This window comes from Streptococcus sp. 4094 (genome assembly GCF_013277125.1).
Classification (GTDB): domain Bacteria; phylum Bacillota; class Bacilli; order Lactobacillales; family Streptococcaceae; genus Streptococcus.
The window spans coordinates 1-22,419 of record NZ_VMMI01000050.1 but is presented as its reverse complement, the minus strand read 5'-3'; the positions used below and the strand labels follow the sequence as shown (position 1 = coordinate 22,419).

Sequence of the window (22,419 nt, the reverse complement as noted above, 5' to 3'; positions counted from 1 at the left end):
TGATTTTCATTGAGTATAACGATAGTCCTATCATATCACTCAAAATGACTTTCGTCTAATATGTTTTTTTTAAGAATGTGATAAATATTTTTTATGGACAAGAAAAAGCTGCCCACATAGGACAACTTCTTTCTTATTCGAAAACAAATTGATTGTGATAAAGTTCTGAGTAGAAGCCACCTAGTTTCAAAAGTTCATGGTGGTTACCGCGTTCAATGACTTCTCCATCTTTAAGGACAATAATCTGGTCTGCATTGAGGATGGTCTTCAAACGGTGGGCAATGACGAAACTAGTTCTGCCTGCTACAACCGCCTCCATGGCATGCTGAATCTTACTTTCTGTCACCGTATCTACGTTTGAAGTGGCTTCATCGAGAATGAGAACTTCTGGATCTGTCATCAGGGTTCGAGCGATAGAAATCAATTGTTTCTGTCCTGTTGAAAAGATGCTCTGGTCATCATCTATAAGAGTATCGTACTTATCAGGTAAGCTTTCGATATAGTCGTGAATGTGGGTTGCCTTGGCTGCTGCCTCAACCATTTCTTGACTAGCATCTGGCACACCGAAACGGATATTGTCTCGAATCGTTCCGCTAAATAAGACCGAATCCTGCAAAACAATTCCCACCTTGCTTCTGAGACTATCTAAATCATAGTCACGAATGTCTTTGCCATCAAAATAAATCCCACCAGCATCAACATCATAAAAGCGATTGATGAGGTTCATAATAGTGGTTTTCCCTGACCCAGTTGGGCCAACAACTGCTGTCATCTGGCCTTTAGGGGCAGAAATGCTGACATCTTTCAAAATAGGTTTATCAGGCAAGTATGAAAAATCAATATGACTAATTTCAACACCTTCTTGCAACTTAGTGAAAATTGGAGCCTTTTCAGGTCGAATTTCTTCCTCTGCATCAAACATTTCCTGAATCCGTTCAGCACCTGTAAAGGCCAACTGAAGACTTCCCCAACTAGCTGCAACTTGGATAATAGGCTGGTAGTACTGCTGTGAAAATTGGGCAAACATAACAATCAAACCTAGGGCTGTACTAGTTTCAATAGTCTTATCATTTAATAAAACAGCTGAACCCGCAAAGATAACGATGGCTGTGTTAACCAGGCTCATCCCATTCATGACAGGGAAAAGAATTCCTGAGAACATTCTTCCTTTAAAGGTCGCCTTGCGCACGCGCTCATTTTGTTCAAGAAATCCTGCCATCATATCCTCTTGAATTCCTTGCACAATCACGGCTTTTTGGCCTGAAATACTCTCGTCCATATAGGCGTTGAGTTTCCCTACCTCTTTTTGCTGGAGGTTGGTGTATTTGCGTGCCATTTTCACGATGAAAATTAGCATGAGGAAGGCTACTGGTGTGCTGGCAATGGTGATGAGAGCCAGCGTCACATTCCTCGAAAACATGACAAGAATCAGACCAATGTATAAAACAATATTGCTCATGACCTGAATCAAGCTTTCGTTAAAGGCTTGGAGGATATTATCCAAATCACTGGTAAAACGAGATAAGATATCGCCATCTTGTCGGCGGTCAAAGAAAGAAACGGTCAAACGAGCCAATTTGCCAAAAAGACCTTTACGCATCTCGTTGGTCGACTCTGCAATCACGCGCGTCATGAGACACATGTATATGACACTGGAGATAAAGAGAAGCAAAACCAGCAGGCCTAGATTGACCATGATTCCTGATAGACTTTGCCAAACAAGTTCTGGACTGCCATCTTGATAAGCTTGAACTAAATTGGCTAGTTGCGTCACTGCTTGTCCAGAAAAGACCGGAAAGAGGGCTTGGGCAAGAGTCGCCAGAACAATCATCAGGATGACAACTACAAATGATAGCTTATAGGCTTTAAAATAATTCCAAAAAAATTGAACTGTCTTCATTTTACTCCTCCTTTCCTTTCTGTGTTTCGTAGATTTCACGGTAAACGGCATTGTTGGCAACCAAGTCTGCATGCGTACCTTGACCAATCAATCGTCCTTGATCTAGAACCAAGATTTTATCTGCATGAACAACCGAGCTAATCTTTTGAGCGATGATAATGGTTGTTGTTCCCTTCAAGTCCTTATTCAAGGCTTCTTGCACCAGGCGCTCTGACTTGGCATCCAAGGCCGAGGTCGAATCGTCAAAAATCAGAATACGTGGATTGCTAACAATCCCACGCGCAATCGACATCCTTTGTTTTTGCCCACCAGAGAAATTGGTTCCCCGTTCCTCAACTGGACTTTCAAAGGTTTTCTCCATACGATGAATGAATTCACTAGCCTGGGCAATATTAGCTGCGCGTTCCATTTCAAATAGAGTAGCATCTCCCTTACCCTGTCTCAAGTTATCTGCAATCGTTCCACTGAAAAGAATAGCACGTTGAAGAACGATAGAAACTGTTTTACGCAGGGTTCCTTCACTCACTTCTCGAATATCCTTACCTCCGATTTTGATAGAGCCTTCTTGCGGATCAAAGAGACGTGGAATCAATTGTGCCAAGGTTGATTTTCCTGCACCAGTCGCTCCAACGACACCAACCATTTGACCAGGTTCAATAGTAAAGCTCACATCTTTCAGCATCGGTTCCTTGTCCATTGGATAGGTAAAGGTCACATTTTCAAAGCTAAGACTACCGACCAACTCTTCATCTGGGACATCCTTGAAAGTCATGGCTGGCTCTGCATCCAGAATTTCTCGAATACGACGCATGGAAATCATGGCACGGCTGACAGAATTTCCCAAAAATCCAACCATAACAATGGTAAAGATAATCTGGCTTAGGTAATTGACAAAGGAAGCAATGGATCCAACAACTGACGGATCCGACTGAACCATCCCAGCAACTAGCCAAATAGAGAGGAAAACCGCCCCGTAGCCGACCAACATCATAAAGGGTTCCACTACTGAAAAGGCATAACCGATGTAAAGGTTTTGACCAAGAAGCTCGTCTGAAACCTCCGTAAACTTAGTAAATTGCTCTTTTTCTTGGACAAAGGACTTGACCACGCGAACGCCACGCAAATTTTCCTTGGCAATGGCATTGATGCGTTCAAGAAGGGTTTGAAACTTGGCAAAACGAGGCCCCATCATTCCCATCATGACGGCAGTCAAGCCAAAAATTAAGATTACCATGAAAACAATCACCCACCACAGAGAAGGTAAGGTTTGAACCGCCAGGATAAACGAACCGATGAACAAGAGGGGAAGTCTGAAAAGAATTTGGAAGGTCATCATGACCACGTTCTGAATCTGGTTGATGTCATTTGTCATGCGAACGACTAGATTTCCCGCATTAAATTGTTCAATATTAGCATAAGAAAAGGTTTGGATTTTACGGAAGGCATCCTCTCGAAGGTCAGATGAAACTCCTTGGGCAATATAGGCTGCAAGGACAACATTGAGCCCACCAGCAACCAGACCGACCAAGGCCACACCAATCAACCAAGCCCCGATACTATAAATGGCTTCATATTTCCCAGCAAGGAGGGCGTCTAACACTTCCTGCAGATAACGCGGTTGCAGAAGTGAACTAGCAACCATCAAGCCTGTCATCAGGAGCGAAGCCAAGGCCTGCCACTTGTAGGTTTTTATTTTCTGAATCAGCATACTTTCTCCTTAAAAAATAGACAAAAGGGAGCGACAATGTGTCAGCTCCTTCTCATTCTGTTTGTGTGATGTTATTCTAGCAAAAAAGTGGGGGATTGTCAAAGAAGTCTCCTTGATATAGCTAGATTAACTAGTGAGTCTTGGTTTTATAGTTTCTGTTTTAACTCTACTAAGACATTCATAGCCTGCATAGGTGTCATATTGTAAACATCCAGCTTAGCTAATTCTGCTAAAATAGGATGCTCTTCAGTCGTATCAAAGAGTGAAATCTGTTCTGTGACAGCACTTGTTTGCCTCACGGGAACAGGACTTTCTGTCCCTTGATTCTCTAACTGAGTCAAAATCTTATCCGCCCTTGCTAACAGGTCTGCTGGCAAGCCAGCAATCTTGGCAACATGGATACCATAGGATTTATCAGCTGGACCTGGTTCAATCTTGTGAAGGAAGGTGACCTGCCCATCCTGCTCCAAGGTTGCCACGTGGACATTGACCAAGTGTTGTAAACTAGACTCCAGACTAGTCAACTCATGGTAGTGGGTCGCAAAGAGGGTCTTGGCTCCGATATGCTCGTGAATGTATTCGATGATGGACTGGGCAAGAGCCATCCCGTCATAAGTTGCAGTTCCCCGTCCTAATTCATCGAAGAGAATGAGTGAGTTCTTGGTCGCATGCGAAATGGCATTGTTGGCCTCCATCATCTCTACCATGAAGGTTGATTGACCTGAAACCAAATCATCTGCTGCTCCAATACGGGTAAAAATCGCATCAAAAATCGGTAAATGGGCGCTTTCTGCTGGCACATAAGACCCCATCTGGGCCATAACCGCCGTCATGGCTAACTGACGCATATAGGTTGACTTACCACTCATGTTTGGCCCTGTAATCAGTTGAATACTGGTATCTTCTGCCATCTGAATCGTATTTGGAATATAGGTCTGAGCCCCCATAACCTTTTCAACGACAGCATGGCGCCCTTTCTGGATATCAATTCGCGAATCATCTCCAAACTCAGGTCGAATCAAATGCTGGGTTTCAGCAACAACTGCCAGACTTTGCAAGACATCAACGGTCGCAATTCCTTGGGCTAGAGCCTGCAAACGCTGGATATACTTGCTGACCTCTTCACGAATACGCATAAAAATTTCGTACTCTAGATTGGCTGACTTCTCACGTGCCTCCAGCATATCTCCCTCGATACGAGCTAATTCCTCGGTACCGAAGCGTTCTGAGTTTTTCAGCGTTGCCTTGCGGAAAAAGTGAGCAGGCACATTTCCCAGTTGAGAATTGGTCACATGGAAATAGTAACCATCCTTTTTATTGTAGTCAATCTTGAGCGTACTGATACCAGAGTTTTCGCGTTCCTTGGCCTCAATCTCAGCAATCCAACCAGTCCCTTCTCTGAGCACACGACGGTACTTGTCTAAAGTCTCATCAAATCCAGTCCGGATAATACCACCTTCCGTAATCACATGGGGAGCTTCAGGAGCAATCGCTGCGCTAATCAAACTCTCCAACTCAGGAATTCCATCCAGTTGTGCGATGAGATAGGCTAGAGCAGGTTGCTCCATCCCTTCTAAAATCGCACGAATCCGTGGCACACTAGACAAGGTAGTCGCCAACTGCAAGAGATCCTTGGGATTGGTCTTGCCAAAAGAAACACGACTAGCCAAGCGCTCAATGTCATAAACACCCTTGAGACTGTCTGTCAAATCACTGCGCTCAAAGAAATGGTCGAGGAAGACCTGCACCACTTCCTGACGTTGGATGATTCGTTCCTTATCAATCAAAGGACGATGAATCCAAGAACGCAAGAGACGCATTCCCATAGCAGTTTTGGTTTCATCCAAAAGCCAGAAAAGACTGCCTTGCTTCTTGCCTGAACGAGCATTCTCAACCAAATCCAGACTAGCCTTGGTCACGTAATCCATCTGCAAGAAATCCTTGATCTCATAGCGGATAACAGGTTTGAGGTGGTTCAATTCCCTCATCTGAGTCCGATGGACATACTGGAGCAACTTACTAGATGCCGCTTGTTCCACAGCTGCCAATCGTGAATCCAGTAAATGAAGGTCTTCAAAGCCTTCTTTTTCATAGGAAAGTACCAGATTCATCTGACGACTAAGGATTTGTTCTTCTTCCTCAGACAAGTCATAACCCAGCACCACTTCTCGAGCCTTGAGATTGCGGATTTCCCCACAAACCAGCGTAAAATCCAAAAGACCTGTCACATAAAAGTCACCCGTCACCAGGTCCATATAAGCTAGGCCAAATTGATTGCCAGCACGGTCTATGGCAACCAAGAAGTTGTTCTGACTATCCGGCTTACTGCTATCGACCACTGTCCCTGGCGTAATGACCTGAACAACCTCTCGTTTCACAACCCCAACTGCTTGTTTAGGATCTTCCATCTGTTCAGCAATGGCTACCTTATAGCCCTGCTCAATCAAGACATCAATGTACTGTTGGGCAGAATGATAGGGAACACCCGCCATAGGAATCGGATTGTCGGCATTCTTGTTGCGACTCGTTAAGGAAATTTCCAGAATCTGCGCAGCATTGACCGCATCCTCATAAAATAATTCATAAAAATCACCCATACGAAAGAGCAAAAACGCATCTGGATATTGCTTTTTAATATCCACATACTGTTGCATGCCGGGTGATAGCTTTTCTGTCGCCATTTTCCGTCTCTCCTTGTCAAAAATAAGTCTTGAGAGCAACTCTCAAGACCTTACTTATCTTTCATCAAATCTAGCAAACGATCTTCCATGAGTTTGGCAACGTGCTGGTCTCGACAAATGACCAATAAGGTATTGGCACCAGCAACTGTTCCTAAAATCCATTCATCCTTGTTTGCATCTACAATATTTGCCAAAACAGAGGCTTCTCCCAGTTTGGTATGAAGCACCAAGGTAAACTCTGCTCTTGCAACACCTTCTAAATGATGAGACAAAAATTCCACCAAATCAATCTTTTCTGTCTCATTTGCTAGTACATAATACACCATATCATTTTTCTTGACCTTGGTCAAGCCGATTTCACGCAAATCACGAGACAAGGTGGTCTGAGTCACAAAGACATTGTGCGCCTCCAACCGATCTTGAATTTCTTTTTGTGTACTTAATTTCTCCTCAGTAATCATTTTTTTTATTAACTGATGACGATCTCTTTTTCTCATAAAATCCTCTTATGTGAATATTTATAACTATTTTTATAACTATATTATACCAAAAAAATAGGAGATTTCAAAAATTTTTTCTTCTTTCTTTAAAAATGTGATAAAATAGTAGAAAAGTCCAAAAAGGAGCTCTTAATGAATACAAAAGAATTGATTGCTAGCGAGTTGGCTAGCGTCATTGATAGCCTGGACCAAGAGGCTATTTTAAATTTACTGGAAACCCCTAAAAACTCAGAAATGGGAGACATTGCTTTCCCTGCTTTTTCTCTTGCAAAAGTCGAACGTAAAGCGCCTCAAATGATTGCGGCTGAACTGGCTGAAAAGATTAACAGCCAAGCCTTTGAAAAGGTTGTTGCAACGGGACCTTACGTTAACTTTTTCCTTGATAAATCTGCCATTTCTGCTCAAGTATTGCAAGCTGTTATTACTGAAAAAGAACACTATGCTGACCAAACTATTGGCAAACAAGAAAATGTTGTTATCGACATGTCTAGTCCCAATATCGCTAAGCCATTCTCTATTGGTCATCTGCGCTCAACTGTCATCGGAGATAGCTTGTCACATATTTTCCAAAAAATCGGTTATCAAACAGTCAAGGTCAACCACTTGGGAGACTGGGGTAAACAGTTTGGGATGTTGATTGTTGCCTACAAAAAATGGGGCGACGAAGAAGCTGTAAAAGCTCATCCAATTGATGAACTTCTTAAACTCTATGTCCGCATCAACGCTGAAGCTGAAAATGACCCTAGCTTGGATGAAGAAGCACGCGAATGGTTCCGTAAACTTGAAAATGGAGACGAGGAAGCTCTCGCTCTTTGGCAATGGTTCCGTGATGAAAGTTTGGTGGAATTTAGCCGCCTTTACAATGAATTGCAAGTCGAATTTGACAGCTACAATGGAGAAGCCTTCTACAACGATAAGATGGATGCAGTTGTAGACATTCTTTCTGAAAAAGGCCTTCTTGTTGAATCAGAAGGTGCCCAAGTTGTGAATCTTGAGAAATATGGAATTGAACACCCAGCCCTTATCAAGAAATCTGATGGTGCAACTCTCTATATCACACGTGACTTGGCTGCAGCCCTTTACCGTAAAAACGAATACCAATTTGCTAAATCTATCTACGTTGTTGGTCAAGAGCAATCTGCCCACTTTAAACAGCTCAAAGCTGTCTTGCAAGAGATGGGCTACGACTGGAGTGACGACATTACTCACGTTCCTTTTGGTTTGGTTACAAAAGAAGGGAAAAAACTCTCTACTCGTAAAGGGAATGTCATCTTGCTAGAGCCTACTGTTGCAGAGGCCGTTAGTCGTGCCAAGGCCCAAATCGAGGCTAAAAATCCTGAACTGGAAAACAAAGACCAGGTAGCGCATGCTGTTGGAGTTGGAGCCATTAAATTCTATGACCTCAAGACCGACCGTACAAATGGGTATGATTTCGATCTAGAAGCTATGGTATCCTTCGAGGGGGAAACTGGACCTTACGTTCAATACGCCTACGCTCGTATCCAATCTATCTTACGTAAAGCAGACTTCAAACCAGAAACAGCTGGCGACTATAGCTTGAATGATGTTGAAAGCTGGGAAATCATCAAACTCATCCAAGATTTCCCACGTATTATCAACCGTGCGGCGGATAACTTTGAACCTTCTATCATTGCTAAATTTGCAATTAGTCTGGCTCAAGCCTTCAACAAGTACTACGCACATACCCGTATCTTGGATGAAAGTCCAGAACGCGACAGCCGTCTAGCACTCAGCTACGCAACCGCAATCGTTCTCAAAGAAGCCCTTCGCTTGCTTGGAGTGGAAGCGCCTGAGAAGATGTAAATCGTTACAAGAGACTGGAACTAAAGTTCCTAGTCTCTTGACGGCAATCGCTATATGGCGAATTGCCTAAACGCTTCACTAATTCACCTAACCAAATAATATCGATTTGGTTAGGTTCATGTCGTAATCTTCAAGTTACTTGATTGTAAAGCAGTCTAAGTAACTAAGACCAAATCTTATACGTAATTAGTTTTAGAGGTCTATCAAAAATCTTATCAAGTTTTGCTGGCTTGTTCTGCTATTTTAGGTCCACTAATTCGATTTACTCACTACTACTTCTTTATCATACAGGGAGATTTCCTATGAGCCAATATGCTTATATCCTCGTTGTAATTAGCTTGGTATTCCTTTTTCTGCTCAATAAGTACGAAAAAGAACTACTTCAAAGGCTCTACCAAGAACAACTTTTAAAGGATGAAACATTTAGAGCTGACATCAAAGAGAAAATTCAAACAACTGAAAATATCAATGATGTCATTGCTTACATCAATAAAACTTATCATCTGGGAATGTTGCTATCAAAAGACATTACAGATCAATTGAAATAAACCTAGCTATTCTTTAAGGAATATCAAAACCGAGACTGAGAGTTTGTCCCTTCGTCTCGGTTTTTAGTATGTTCAATTGAAACAAGTGTTGAAAACTTGTTGTAGCAATTCTAATATAGGGATGGATAGACTTTCAAAAATATCATTTACAAATATTTTTAAAGAAATTAAACTCCCTATATTTACTATTCTTATAGACTGTTAAATCAACATCCTCTACAACTTCTTTCACATCTATATTGACATCATAGGGCAAAGAAAGAAAATCTAAATTATAAAATTCTGTACTCATCTCTTTTAAAATAAGAAGGTCTAACAAGTATCCCTCCACTCTGATTTCAACTTGAATTGTCTTAGACATGAAATTTTTTAGAATCATAAAGTCCTTTACTTGCTTTCTATTAGGACCGACATACTCAAATCTTTTTCGTTCAAAAATAATTTTCTCCAAATGTTACACCATTTCAATAATATCATTTTCTAAAAATAACTGCAGAAGCAATTCTTCTTTTTAATGCAGGCTTCATTAAAATTTCCCTTGTTTAATTCTCCCAAAAAATTTTGAAATGGTGCAAATAAAAGCTCCTAGTAAAAATTCCTGTAGGAAAAATCCAAAATAAGTTCCTAACTGTAAATTTCTATTGAATGTAAATACGGAAGTTTCAGATTGAATCGTATTTTGTTCTATAAGCGTCATAGGAGTAACTCTGAAAATTCCAAACATCATTAAAGCATAGATTATTCCAAAAATAATTAATAACACCCAGCTGTACTTACTTCTAGAAGAAATACTTCCCGATAACAAAGCTAATAATATTGATGGTATAATTTGTACAAACAGCATAAATTGAAAAAGATTAAAATTATCTAGTGCAAAAAAACATATTGTAAATTCCACAATTAGCAATAGAGAAAATACTCCATCTATTTTTGTAAATTTCATTTTACCTCCTTTAAATTCACATTCATCATTACCTTAGACCTTCAATAACATTTTTATTTGCTGCAACCATTGCAGGCATAATACTAAATACAATTCCAAATACACCCGTTGTGAATAGAGTAATCAAAATATGATCCAGAGTTAATGTCGTAACAAAACCACTCATGTTCATTAAAACAACAAATAATATCGCTACTCCAATACCAGTTATAGCTCCCAGAAGCGATAAAAGAATCCCCTCCATCATATATGATTGATAAATATCAGATTTTTTAGCTCCCAAAGCTCGACGAATGGCTATCTCCTTACTACGTTCGCTAACAGAAGACAACATAGCATTCATAACCCCAAAACCAGCTACAAAAATTGAAATGCTTGATAAAAGTGCAATGAAATTTAATATTGTAGTAGCTTGAGCCTTTGTTTCCTCATATACCCTTCTATTATCTATATATCCATAAGTTCCTTCCTTGCGGAATATTCCATAAGTATCTAAAGCAGATAAAGCCTTATTAATATTCTCCAACTGATTAGTTTCTACTACTAATTCATCAAAATATTCCCTTCCTCCTAAAAGTAACTCTTTGATTTCATTGGTAACCAATAAAGAAGGTAATCTTTCATTAACAGCTGATCCATAATATATTGCCTGAATTAGGTATTCTTTTCCAGATATATTGATAGTCTCTCCTAAAAAAGGTTCAATATTTTCCTTTCGAGTCAATGACATGAGAGCCTTATCGCTAATAGCAACACCTCCATCTAGTTCCTCTAATGCTCTTCCTTTTAATAAATCAGGCACAACTAAACCATTCTTATTCAAATCGCCTAATGTTCTAAAACTAAGATTCTGCTTAGAATCATTAAAATACGTTTCAGCATACAAAGCATAAGAACTGGAAGAAAGTCTTGCAGGTTTTCCAATAGTTTGCTCAACCAATTGTTTATCTTCCTGTGTAAACCCTCTAATATCCAACATATTTTGAGGAGTATAAGTCATTGTTGCTGTGTCTTCTTCTATCTTTAAATCATTCCCTAATGTAGAAGTTGTATAGGAAGAACTTGATAGTATTACTAATAAAACAAATGTTGCCACTGTAATGGCTAAGGATGTCAGAATACTCTGTCTTTTATTCCTCTTTAACAGCTTTAAAGTATCTATTAACAGCTTTTTAAACTTCATGTAATCCTTCTCCCTCAAGTGTTAGATACCCATTTTTCATTCGATACCTTGTTCTACAATGACTGGCAACAAACTCATCGTGAGTTACTACAATAATTGTCGTTCCAGAATGATTCAAATTCTGTAAAATTTGCAATATCTCATTCCTATTTTTCTCATCTAATGCACCTGTAGGTTCATCTGCTATAAGAAATCTAGGTTTATGAGCAAGAGCCCTAATTAAAGCAACTCGTTGCTTCTGTCCGCCTGATAAATGACTTGGGTACTCATTCATCTTATCTATAAGCCCTAAGTCTTGTAATAAACTATCAATGTATTCTATATCTGGCTGTTGGTCAGAATATAGGAATGATAATAAAATATTTTCTTTAACAGTATATTCATCAATAAGATGAAATTGTTGAAAAACAAATCCAATATCACGATTACGGTAACTTGCTTGTTGATTTTCATTTAACTTCTCAATACTTTTTCCGTCTAATATATATTCTCCTTCAAATTCAGAATCAATCAGTCCCAAAATATTGATAAATGTCGATTTGCCCGAACCTGATGGTCCCATTATCGATACAAATTCTCCTTCAGCTACCTTAAAATTTATTTCTCTTAAGACATTATTTTTTAGCGTCCCTTGTCCGTAACTTTTGCTAATATTTTTTAGTTCTAACATAGACCTTCCTATTCTATCTTTATTATTTATAAATCCAAAAAATGGCAACAACTAGCACTAACATATTTTCTCTCCTTATTTTTTCTACAGGATTATTATACTTCTATGTTACACATTCGCCAAGGTCATAAATGTCACTAATTTTAACAACTTATCCACTAATGAGTACTCAATTAGTATAAAAAGAAACTAGATACGAACTCAATCTAAGGGAAAAACATAATAACTCTTTAAATGATAAAACGCATAATATCAAGTTTTTAAACACCTGATATCATGCGTTTTTATGATTTCGAAAACTTTCTCTCGGTCTTTTTAACTAATGACATTTTTGTCACTTTTTTTATTTTCTAATGTTTATTTTTAAAAAAATCCTGGAGGTCATGTTGCCATTGTTTTTCTAGCTGTTCTATCAAATGACTATTGTCAATCATTCTAGCAAATATTTTTGCTTCTTGAAAATAATTTTCAGCTACTGGATAATCTTTTTTTACAAATAATGCATAGCGCCACTCCCATAGTCGAATAATTGGTTTTTTCTGATAGTCGTATGACTTTGAGGTAATTTCATTTAATTTGTAAAGAATATCTTCAAATTGACTGTAATTAGCAATTTTTTCAAATATTCCTAACAACAAAAGTAATGAATCTCTAATTAGAAATGAATATTCAATATCAAACATCTCAACTTGTTGTAAAATTTTATCAGCTATTACTAAGAAGGTATTCACTTCACTCTCATCTATTATTGTATCTTGGTGTACTAATCTTACCAAAAATAGCTTTATGATTAAAATATCGTTAACTTCATATTTTGATTTCAACAAAATGTGATCGAAATACTCTTGTAAAATCATTCCTAAATTGCTATCATCATTCCACCAACCAAAGTCATCATATGCTTGTAAAACATCTATGATAAATCTTTCTTCCTCAGGTAGCCTATCATAATACTCTTCAAAAATCTTATCAAAAACACTCTCTTTCTTTTGGGCGATAGTTTCATCTTCGTATGTAGGAGTCCTCATCAAGAAATACTTCAATTCTAGGTATTCCTTATCCAACTCTATATAACTTGGCATCAACTTGTAATCTTCAACCCCCAAACGTTCAGCGATATATTTTAACTTTGTTAGTGTTGGTCTGGATTCTCCATTTTCAATTCTAATTAATTGACGGATACTTAATTCAGACTCATCACCACAAAATTCTGAACGACTGATTTTTTTAGCCAAACGTAATCTTTTAATTTTTTCGCCAAACTCTCGCAACCTACAAGAACCTCCTGAGTTGTTTACCTCTATTATAGCATATACTGAATCAAACTAACTATCACATTTCTTCTCACTTTAACTAAAGACTAAGACTTTAATACTTCGTCTCGGTTTTTATATATTTTTCAAGCAACAAAGCCACCACTCCCCAGCAATGCAAGTGCAAAATCCCCTATAATGTGATAAAATAAAAGAGAGAACTCTATTAAGGAGGAAAACATGAAAAAACAAACCATCGCCGTCTTGGGGCCTGGTTCTTGGGGAACTGCCCTTTCACAAGTCTTAAATGACAATGGACACGAGGTACGTATTTGGGGAAATCTTCCCGAGCAAATCAATGAAATTAATACACACCATACTAATAAGCACTACTTTAAAGATGTCGTCCTAGATGAAAATATCATTGCCTACACTGACTTAGCAGAGGCATTAAAAGATGTGGATGCGATTTTGTTTGTTGTCCCAACAAAAGTGACACGACTTGTTGCCCAACAAGTTGCAAAAACCTTAGACCATAAGGCTATCATCATGCACGCATCAAAGGGATTAGAACCTGATAGCCATAAACGATTATCAACCATCCTTGAAGAAGAAATTCCTGAACAGCTCCGCAGTGATATTGTCGTTGTTTCAGGACCTAGCCATGCAGAAGAGACCATTGTACGTGATCTGACTTTAATCACTGCTGCTTCTAAAGATTTACAAACAGCTCAATACGTTCAAGAGCTCTTTAGCAATCACTACTTCCGACTTTATACCAATACGGATGTTATTGGAGTTGAAACTGCTGGTGCTCTTAAAAATATTATCGCTGTCGGTGCCGGAGCTTTACATGGTTTGGGATTTGGTGACAATGCTAAGGCAGCCATCATCGCTCGAGGTTTGGCAGAAATCACCCGCCTAGGGGTGGCACTCGGTGCCAGTCCATTGACCTATAGTGGCTTGTCTGGTGTAGGAGACTTGATCGTAACGGGAACCTCCATCCACTCTCGTAACTGGAGAGCTGGAGATGCCCTTGGTCGTGGAGAATCCCTAGCTGATATCGAAGCCAATATGGGAATGGTGATTGAAGGAATTTCAACGACTCGAGCAGCCTACGAACTAGCGCAAGAACTTGGAGTCTATATGCCCATTACACAAGCCATTTACCAAGTTATCTACCACGGAACCAATATCAAAGATGCCATTTATGACATCATGAACAATGAATTTAAAGCAGAAAATGAGTGGTCTTAACCCTCTAGAGAAAGGATTCTTATGGCACTGAAAGTTAGAAAAGCAGTCATTCCTGCCGCTGGACTAGGAACTCGATTTTTACCAGCAACCAAGGCTCTTGCCAAAGAAATGTTGCCAATTGTAGACAAACCAACTATCCAGTTCATCGTGGAAGAGGCTCTCAAATCAGGTATTGAAGATATTCTGGTTGTCACTGGTAAATCAAAACGTTCTATTGAGGACCACTTTGACTCAAACTTTGAGCTTGAATACAATCTTAAGGAAAAAGGCAAAACGGATTTGTTAAAATTGGTAGATGAAGCAACTGGTATGCGCCTCCATTTCATTCGCCAAACTCACCCTCGTGGTCTTGGAGACGCTGTCTTACAAGCCAAAGCTTTTGTGGGGAATGAACCCTTCGTTGTTATGCTGGGTGATGACCTTATGGACATCACAGACGAGAATGCCGTTCCTTTGACAAAACAACTGATGAATGATTACGAAAAGACACACGCATCAACCATTGCTGTCATGCCTGTACCACACGAAGACGTTTCATCATATGGAGTTATCGCTCCTCAGGGGGAAGGGATTAATGGTCTCTATAGCGTTGAAACTTTCGTTGAAAAACCAGCTCCAGAGGAGGCTCCAAGTGATCTAGCTATTATCGGTCGTTATCTGCTCACACCAGCAATTTTTGAGATCCTCGAAAATCAAGCTCCCGGTGCTGGAAATGAAATCCAGCTTACCGACGCTATTGATACCCTTAATAAAACACAACGTGTTTTCGCCCGTGAATTTACAGGAGCTCGTTACGACGTTGGGGATAAGTTTGGCTTTATGAAAACATCTATTGACTACGCCCTCAAACATCCACAAGTCAAAGATGACTTGAAAGATTACCTCATCCAACTGGGAAAAGAATTGGCTGAGAAGGAATAATACTCTTTGAAAATCTCTTCAAACCACGTCAGCGTCGCCTTACCGTAGGTATGGTTACTGACTTCATCAGTTCTATCCGCAACCTCAAAACAGTGTTTNNTTTCATTGAGTATAAAATAAAAAGATAAGGTTCAAAAATCGCCTTATCTTTTTTCATTACACAAATTTTCATCCCATTCCCTTGTAGAGAAGTAAGACAGCGAGTCCTACGAACAAGACTACCGCTCCTAATCTCTGACTAGCGCTATACATCCGTCTTTCTCCTCTAACTGGAAAGATAACTGCTAGAAATGCGCCACCAACTGCACCTCCGATATGACCTGCTAGACTGATTCCTGGAATCAGAACACTTCCAATAATGTTAACCACAAAAAGTGTCAGATAGGATTGACCTAGCTGTTGGATATAAGGATTGCGAGTTGCATAGCGAAGAACAATAATTGCAGCAAATAGCCCATAGAGAGAAGTCGAGGCTCCTGCTGCTAAGGATTTGGGACTAAATACAAAAACAAAGAGATTGCCCATCATTCCTGATAAGAGATAGAGAAAGAAAAACGGCTTGGAACCAAAAATCTCCTCTACTTGCCTACCAAGATAATAGAGCGAAAGCATATTAACAATGAAATGCTCCCACCCAATATGGACAAAAATGGCAGAGAAGAGACGCCAAACCTGCTCAGGAAAGAGACGAATGACAGGCCCGTACATGGCTCCAAATTGAAATAAGGTATCCGCCCTGTAAAAGTTTCCTCCTGTGGTCACCAACATTAGTAGAAATACCAAGGCCGTCACTAAGAGGAAGAAACTCGTCACAGGGTAACGCCTATCAAAGATTTCTTTCATCAATCAGTACCTCCTGAACAGGAATATCATGGTTTTCAGGGATAAAGTCCTGAACTTGATAATGATAAACCGTACTCAAAGTATGACCAGAAAACTGTTCCAGATAGCGGTCATAATAACCTCCACCGTATCCAATCCGATAGCCTTCCATCGTAAAAGCCAGCCCTGGAACATGAATCAAATCAATCTGAGAGGCATCCACTACTTCCAAATCTCCCTGTGGTTCCAGTAAGCCAAAGGATGTTTTGACCAGTTGTTGCGGATCATAGACCACAAAGTCCATGCGCCCCTTGGGATAGGTTTTGGGTATCAGAACCTTCTTGCCGTCCTTCAGCGCCTGCTCAATCAGTTCCTGCGTTTGAAACTCATGAGGAAAAGAGAGGTAGGTTGCGATGACCTTAGCTTCTTGGTAGAAGGGATGTTTCAAAAATTGATCCGTTAAAGCTTGATCCATAGCCTGTTTTTGCTCTCGAGGGATAGCCTTCATTTCTTGCAAAATTTTCTTGCGTAGTTCTGCTTTCATAGACAAGCCCTCTACTCTGCTGCCTTCTTTTTCAGGAAACTAGAAACCGCATCAACCCCAATAGCTAGTGCCTCTTCCTTAGGGCTCATCTGAGGGTGATGAAGAGCGTAGGGACTATCGATACCTAGCCAGAACATAACGCCATCAACTTTTGAAAGGAGATAACCAAAGTCTTCACCTGTCATAGCAGGTTCGATATCAGTCAACTCAATTCCCTCTTTTTCTTCAAAGAAGTCCATCAGTTCACGCGCCAAGGCTGGATTGTTCTCAACAGGTAGGTATCCACCTTGTTTGAGTTCCACTTCAACTTCCATACCAAAGGATGCTGCAACCCCTTCTGCAACTGCTTTGACCCGCTTTTGCACCAAGAGACTCATATCTTGAGTCAAGGCCCGAATAGTTCCATGTAAAAAGGCTGTGTCTGTGATAACATTGTTGGTTGTTCCAGCCTGAAAAACGCCAAAGGTCACCACTGCTCCCTCGATTGGGTTGACATTGCGGCTGACAACTGACTGCACTTGAGTCACAAAGTAACTAGCCGCCACCAAGGCATCATTAGCTTCATGAGGAAAGGCTGCGTGGCCACCTTTTCCTTTGAAACGGATCTTCACCTCGCAAGTTCCTGCAAAGAGTGTATGAGTATTAGTCGCAATCTGGCCAACCTTCAAATCTGGTCGAACATGAAGGCCATAAAATTGGTCTGGCAACCAGTCTCCAAAAGCATCAGCCTCATACATGAGCATGCCACCAGCTTCATTTTCTTCAGCAGGTTGAAACAGAAAGAGCAGATTATTCTTTGGTTGCTCCTCAAGGGCTCGCTCAAGACAGCCCAAGGCAATAGTCATATGAAAATCATGGCCACAAGCGTGCATACGACCTTGGTGCTGGGAAGCGAAAGGAAGGCCTGTTTGTTCGACGATAGGCAGGCCATCAATATCTGTTCGCCAACCAATGGTACGCTCTGGCTGACTTCCCTGCAAATAGACCAAAATCCCTGTCCGCCAAGTACGAACTTGGACAAAATCCTTGCCTGCAGTCAATTTCTCAATCACATCCAGCAGATAAGCCTGAGTCTTGAACTCCTCCAAGCCAATCTCTGGAATCTGGTGCAAATCTCGTCTAGTCTGAATCAAATCTAACATCTATCTATCCTCCTATATAGCAGAAAGAGGCTGGAAAAAGGGTCCCGCCTCTATTTTTCTTTTACAAATCACAAGGTACGAAGCGCATCCTCTAGCGCTGTTTTTTGTTGGGTTTGGGCATCAATCTCTTTGATAATACGAGCTGGAACACCTGCCACCACCACGTTTTCTGGGACATCTTGGGTAACAATAGCTCCTGCTGCGACAACTGAACCACTACCGATTTGGACTCCTTCGATAACTACTGCATTGGCACCGATGAGAACATTGTCTCCAACACGGACTGGTTCTGCACTAGCTGGCTCAATCACACCTGCAAGAACGGCACCTGCACCAACATGACTGTTTTTCCCAACAATAGCACGGCCACCAAGGATAGCCCCCATGTCAATCATGGTTCCTGCACCGATTTCAGCACCGATATTGATGACTGCTCCCATCATGATAACAGCATTGTCACCAATTTCAACCTGATCACGGATAATCGCACCTGGCTCGATACGAGCGTTGATGTCACGTTTGTCTAGCAAAGGAACTGCAGAATTGCGAGCGTCTTGCTCAACAACATAGTCTTGATTTTCTACCAAGCCATCGAGAAGCGGAGCAACATCTTTCCAGTCTCCAAATAGGACATTCCCTAGTTTAACAACAGAGCTTGGTACAGCAGTTGCGAGTTTCCCCTCAAAGGTTACTTTCACACTGGTTTTCTTTTCAGCATTAGCGATAAATTGGATAATTTCTTGTGCGTTCATTTTTGTAGCAGTCATAAAAGGCCTCTCATTCTTTATAATGATAACTATTCTACCAAAAAAGGCCTCAAATTTGAAGCCTTTTTGTCTGTTTTTAGGTATGATTTTTTAGGGATGTGAGATAAAACGTGCTGTCGGTAAAAGCAAGCCCCTACCGATACAACCTAAAAACAATCTTCACAACTATCTCCCCGTGTTTTATTGACTATTCTAGTATAGCACACTTTTAGAATTAAGAAAAGACTTTTTATCTACTTTCTTTCGCTTCTTCTACCGATAGGAAAATCATGGGCAAAATAATCAAGGCCATCGCTAGAAGAAGGGACCAATCCACTACCAATCCTAAGAACAAAACACTCAAGAGAGCAGAGGAGAGAGGTTCACTGGCACTGATAACAGAAACTACCAAAGGAGAGACCAAGGACACTGCCTTCATGGAGATGAAAAAGGCAAAAGCCGTCCCAAAGAAAGCGATAATGAGGCAAATCAAGATACTCCAAATATCAAGAGTAAAGGAAAGCTGATACACTGGCGAGAGGACATTGCTAAACAAACCTGCCAAAATCATCCCCCACCCAACCGTAGGAACAAAACCATAACGCTTAGCAAAAGGTTGGGGCAAGATAACATTAAACATAACACCCATGGCACTCAGCAAACCCGTTATAAGAGCTAGTGGCGTCATGGATAACTGAGAAAGATCGCCTTTTGTCGCCATCAAGCCAACACCCAGCATAGCAATCAAAACATAGAAAATAGCACTTTTCGACGCTCGTTTTTTATAAATTAAGCGATTGTAAAAGAGGATAAAGACAGGACTGATAAACTGTAAAATAGTTGCTGTCGCAGCATTTGAGTATTCTACACAGAGATAGAAAAAATACTGAACTGAAAAAATCCCTAAAATAGCATAAGCTAAAAAGGGCAGGTAATTTTTCTTATCTCGCCAAATATCTAGCACTTGCAATTTTAATTGCATCGCAGACCAAATGAGAACAAGACTTCCTGCCAGCGTCAGACGCATAGAGGTAATCCAACCAGAAGACACCTGATAATGAGTAAAGAAATACTCTCCTAGAATCCCACAGATTCCCCATATCAAGCCGGATAGGAGCGAATAAATGGTCCCTTTAACAATCTTTTTCTGATACTGATTCATACCTTTATTGTAACACGAAAGGAAAAAAGAAAAAAGTGGCAATCCATTGATTCGCCACTTCATTTAGCACAGTTTATAGAACTTATCGTCTCGCCCTTGAAGAAGAAGGTCGTGTAGTACTTGAGTTACTGCTATCACTAGAGCTACTACTTGAACTGCTGGAGCTTGATGGAGTTGGTAGACTCCCCACGATGCTAGACCAAGCATTCTGATAATCCGCATCACTTCCACCAATAGCAAAGCGATAACTGGTCGTTGGCGCTCCTGTCTTATTAGCCCAATAGCTGGTAACAGTCGAACCTGTAACATCTACCTCTTTTCCTTCAACAGAAACCTTCCCTGGTTTTTGACCTGTTGATTTCAAGACTTCGGATTTTACGACACTAGGATCTAAAGCGAAGCGCTCGTTCCCCCAAATGCTTGGTGAGGCTTGCTGAATCGCATTTACCAGATGAGCCATGTAATTAGAGTTATTGGAATAACCTGCTCTACGTGACAATGAATGATTATCATCATGCCCAATCCAGCCACCTAGGGTTAATCTAGGTGTCGAAAGCATGAGCCACATATTTTCGTCTTGGTTGGTTGTCCCAGTCTTCCCAATCCAATCTGCATTAGCTAAAGTAGGATTTAAAGAAGTCAGGTTAGCCTTGAAGGTTGTTGTCACACGAGAGGATAGAACTTCTCGCAACAAGCCCTGCATAATTGTCGCAGTAGCTTTTGAATAGACTTGAACCGGTTTATCCTGATACTCATACACCACTCTACCATCTGCTGCTTCAATTTTAGAAATCACATGCTTCTGATGATAAACTCCATTATTAGCCAAGGTCTGATAGCCATTGGTATGCTGGGCAACTGTGACTTCAATACCACCACCCATTGGCAAGCTCTCAATACCGTACTCAGGAATCTCGTAACCCATCTTTTCCATATAACCCTTGACATCAACACCCTTTTCACGGAGCATACGATAGGTCCAGTAAGCAGGAATATTCCATGAATAGTTCAGAGCTTCTCCCAAGGTCATCATTCCTGTTCCCTTGCTATTAGCATACATAATCGGATTACCATTAGCAAAATTTGTTGGATAGTTAGATAGAATCGTTTCGCTTCCCATCAAGCCCTGGTCAATAGCAATACCGTAGGCCAGCAAGGGCTTGGTAGTAGAAGCTGGCGAACGTTTGGTATCAAAGGCATGATTATTTTGATTTTCTTGATAATTACGACCACCTACAAAGCCTAGAATAGCACCTGTTTGGTTGTCCATCAAGACATTCCCTACTTCTACACGACCTGTTCCATCGTCTAAAAGATAGCCATAATCAGCAACCGCATTTTGCATGGCAGAATGAATTTTCTGGTCTATGGTAGTAGTAATCTTATAACCACCATTTTCAATTTCCTTGGCTGCCAAATCACGATAAAACTTCTGAGTTGCCTCATTTTTCAACTCCTTAGCGGAGACATTGTCTCTCTGAGCTAGATAGTCATACATACGTTCTTGAGCTTCTGCCAAAGTTGTAAAGTATAAATAGTCTCGTGAAATTCCTGTGACCGTGCCCGATGGTAAAAAGTCCTGTTTAAGGTCATAATCCTTGTACTGAGAATACTCGTCTTTGCTTAAGGCACCTGTACGATACATACTGTAAAGAACTGCCTTAGCCCGTCTTAAGCCAATTTCTAGGTCTTCATCACTCTTCAACTCCCCAGTATTTTCATAAGGAGAGTAGGTAATGGGACTCTGTGGAAGTCCTGCTAAAAATGCTGCTTGAGGAACCGTCAACTGACTGGCATCTACACCGAAAATCCCCTCAGCTGCCTGCTGAGCTCCTGCAATATTCTGCCCCTTATTATTTCGGCCAAAGGGAGCCACATTGAGATAGGTCGTTAAAATCTCATCCTTATTCATGGCACGTTCCAAGGCAAGAGCATCCACAATCTCTGTCGCCTTACGAGCCAAGGTCGGCGCATCCCCAACCACCTGCTGTTTAATCAGTTGCTGGGTCAAGGTTGAACCCCCACTAGAGGAACCCAAACCTACAAATTTCCCCAAGGTCGCACGAATCACCGCCTTGGGCACTACACCCTTATGTTCTTTAAAGTGTTCATCTTCCGTCGCAATGATAGCCTTCTTCAGATTTTCCGAAATTTGCTCAGATGAGATAGAAGTGCGCAACAAATCACTCTCTATGGAAGCAATCACCGTCCCGTCCGAATAGGTAATCTCTGAAATAGAAGAGATGTCCTTGACCTGATTCACCAATTCTTCTGTCTGAGGCACCCGAACCTTGTCAAATAAGGCCACTCCGTACCCCAAAGCAATCCCGGCTCCCAACATTCCTCCTATAAAACCAAGCACAAAGAGTAAGTTAAATAAGGCTTTTATACTTAGTAAAATAGCTGGAAAAACGGCTGACTTATCTAAGGTTTTAGATTTTTTGGTACTTGAACCTTTCTTGCCAGGTCTAGCTGATTTTTTATTTTTTTGTTTTTGCTGGAAAAATTCCAGCATTTTTCGTTTTAATTCATTTAATTGATTTTGCATGGATTTCCTCACTCTATCTATTATACCATAAAAGGGAAACTTTCAATAAAATGGTAAATTCCCAAAC

19 protein-coding genes are annotated in these 22,419 nt (G+C 40.6%); 4 read left to right on the top strand and 15 right to left on the bottom strand.

Going from position 1 to position 22,419, the window contains the following annotated elements; genetic code table 11:
* Nucleotides 1-133: 133 nt before the first annotated feature.
* The 4 genes from patB to argR form a co-directional block, all read right to left on the bottom strand.
* The gene (gene patB / locus HT721_RS10050) at nucleotides 134-1,900 is read right to left on the bottom strand and encodes a multidrug efflux ABC transporter subunit PatB (protein WP_173229734.1); all 1,767 of its coding nucleotides are present in this window, start codon (nucleotides 1,898-1,900) and stop codon (nucleotides 134-136) included.
* Between the two features lies 1 nt (nucleotide 1,901).
* Complete coding sequence (gene patA, locus HT721_RS10045; protein ID WP_173229731.1) at nucleotides 1,902-3,608, bottom strand: multidrug efflux ABC transporter subunit PatA; 1,707 nt, start codon at nucleotides 3,606-3,608, stop codon at nucleotides 1,902-1,904.
* Nucleotides 3,609-3,754: 146 nt separating this feature from the next.
* A complete protein-coding gene (mutS, locus tag HT721_RS10040; RefSeq protein WP_173229729.1) occupies nucleotides 3,755-6,289 on the bottom strand; it encodes a DNA mismatch repair protein MutS in 2,535 nt (844 codons plus the stop codon).
* 50 nt (nucleotides 6,290-6,339) lie between these two features.
* Nucleotides 6,340-6,786 carry an arginine repressor gene (gene argR / locus HT721_RS10035; protein WP_001231476.1) on the bottom strand — a complete coding sequence of 149 codons (447 nt, stop codon included), beginning with the start codon at nucleotides 6,784-6,786 and terminating at the stop codon, nucleotides 6,340-6,342.
* 135 nt (nucleotides 6,787-6,921) lie between these two features.
* Between argR and argS the strand changes: the two genes are divergently transcribed.
* Together argS and HT721_RS10025 are read left to right on the top strand one after the other, a co-directional pair.
* Entirely contained in the window at nucleotides 6,922-8,613 is a 1,692-nt protein-coding gene (argS, locus tag HT721_RS10030) for an arginine--tRNA ligase (protein ID WP_173229727.1), read from the top strand.
* Nucleotides 8,614-8,915: 302 nt separating this feature from the next.
* The gene (locus HT721_RS10025) at nucleotides 8,916-9,161 is read left to right on the top strand and encodes a MarR family transcriptional regulator (protein WP_173214515.1); all 246 of its coding nucleotides are present in this window, start codon (nucleotides 8,916-8,918) and stop codon (nucleotides 9,159-9,161) included.
* A 142-nt stretch (nucleotides 9,162-9,303) separates the two neighbouring features.
* On the opposite strand, the gene HT721_RS10020 is transcribed toward HT721_RS10025, so the two are convergent.
* From HT721_RS10020 to HT721_RS10000, 5 genes are all read right to left on the bottom strand, one after another.
* Nucleotides 9,304-9,612, bottom strand: a complete 309-nt coding sequence (locus tag HT721_RS10020) for a hypothetical protein (RefSeq protein ID WP_173214513.1) — start codon at nucleotides 9,610-9,612, stop codon at nucleotides 9,304-9,306.
* A gap of 75 nt (nucleotides 9,613-9,687) precedes the next feature.
* Nucleotides 9,688-10,104, bottom strand: coding sequence for a hypothetical protein (locus HT721_RS10015; RefSeq protein WP_173214479.1), 417 nt, complete (start codon nucleotides 10,102-10,104; stop codon nucleotides 9,688-9,690).
* Nucleotides 10,105-10,132: 28 nt separating this feature from the next.
* Entirely contained in the window at nucleotides 10,133-11,287 is a 1,155-nt protein-coding gene (locus HT721_RS10010) for an FtsX-like permease family protein (protein WP_173214511.1), read from the bottom strand.
* Nucleotides 11,277-11,957: an ABC transporter ATP-binding protein gene (locus HT721_RS10005; RefSeq protein ID WP_173214509.1), complete on the bottom strand. Its 681-nt coding sequence runs from the start codon at nucleotides 11,955-11,957 to the stop codon at nucleotides 11,277-11,279. The genes HT721_RS10010 and HT721_RS10005 overlap by 11 nt, the downstream gene beginning before the upstream one ends.
* Before the next feature lie 350 nt (nucleotides 11,958-12,307).
* Nucleotides 12,308-13,228, bottom strand: a complete 921-nt coding sequence (locus HT721_RS10000) for an XRE family transcriptional regulator (protein WP_173214507.1) — start codon at nucleotides 13,226-13,228, stop codon at nucleotides 12,308-12,310.
* Nucleotides 13,229-13,450: 222 nt separating this feature from the next.
* Here HT721_RS10000 and HT721_RS09995 point away from each other — a divergent pair, with 222 nt between their 5' ends.
* Nucleotides 13,451-14,467, top strand: coding sequence for an NAD(P)H-dependent glycerol-3-phosphate dehydrogenase (locus tag HT721_RS09995; RefSeq protein WP_173214505.1), 1,017 nt, complete (start codon nucleotides 13,451-13,453; stop codon nucleotides 14,465-14,467).
* A 21-nt stretch (nucleotides 14,468-14,488) separates the two neighbouring features.
* Entirely contained in the window at nucleotides 14,489-15,388 is a 900-nt protein-coding gene (galU, locus tag HT721_RS09990) for a UTP--glucose-1-phosphate uridylyltransferase GalU (RefSeq protein WP_173214503.1), read from the top strand.
* 168 nt (nucleotides 15,389-15,556) lie between these two features.
* Here galU and HT721_RS09985 read toward each other — a convergent pair whose 3' ends face one another.
* The 6 genes from HT721_RS09985 to pbp1b all read right to left on the bottom strand — a co-directional run bounded on the left by HT721_RS09985 (nucleotide 15,557) and on the right by pbp1b (nucleotide 22,352).
* A complete protein-coding gene (locus tag HT721_RS09985; RefSeq protein ID WP_173214501.1) occupies nucleotides 15,557-16,231 on the bottom strand; it encodes a rhomboid family intramembrane serine protease in 675 nt (224 codons plus the stop codon).
* Nucleotides 16,215-16,754, bottom strand: a complete 540-nt coding sequence (locus HT721_RS09980) for a 5-formyltetrahydrofolate cyclo-ligase (RefSeq protein ID WP_173214499.1) — start codon at nucleotides 16,752-16,754, stop codon at nucleotides 16,215-16,217. Before HT721_RS09980 ends, HT721_RS09985 begins: the two co-directional genes overlap by 17 nt.
* Before the next feature lie 11 nt (nucleotides 16,755-16,765).
* Entirely contained in the window at nucleotides 16,766-17,896 is a 1,131-nt protein-coding gene (locus tag HT721_RS09975; RefSeq protein WP_173214497.1) for an N-acetyldiaminopimelate deacetylase, read from the bottom strand.
* 68 nt (nucleotides 17,897-17,964) lie between these two features.
* Nucleotides 17,965-18,663 carry a 2,3,4,5-tetrahydropyridine-2,6-dicarboxylate N-acetyltransferase gene (gene dapD, locus HT721_RS09970; protein ID WP_173214496.1) on the bottom strand — a complete coding sequence of 233 codons (699 nt, stop codon included), beginning with the start codon at nucleotides 18,661-18,663 and terminating at the stop codon, nucleotides 17,965-17,967.
* 229 nt (nucleotides 18,664-18,892) lie between these two features.
* Nucleotides 18,893-19,804, bottom strand: a complete 912-nt coding sequence (locus tag HT721_RS09965) for a DMT family transporter (protein WP_173214495.1) — start codon at nucleotides 19,802-19,804, stop codon at nucleotides 18,893-18,895.
* A gap of 82 nt (nucleotides 19,805-19,886) precedes the next feature.
* The gene (pbp1b, locus tag HT721_RS09960; protein ID WP_173214494.1) at nucleotides 19,887-22,352 is read right to left on the bottom strand and encodes a penicillin-binding protein PBP1B; all 2,466 of its coding nucleotides are present in this window, start codon (nucleotides 22,350-22,352) and stop codon (nucleotides 19,887-19,889) included.
* Nucleotides 22,353-22,419: the final 67 nt, after the last annotated feature.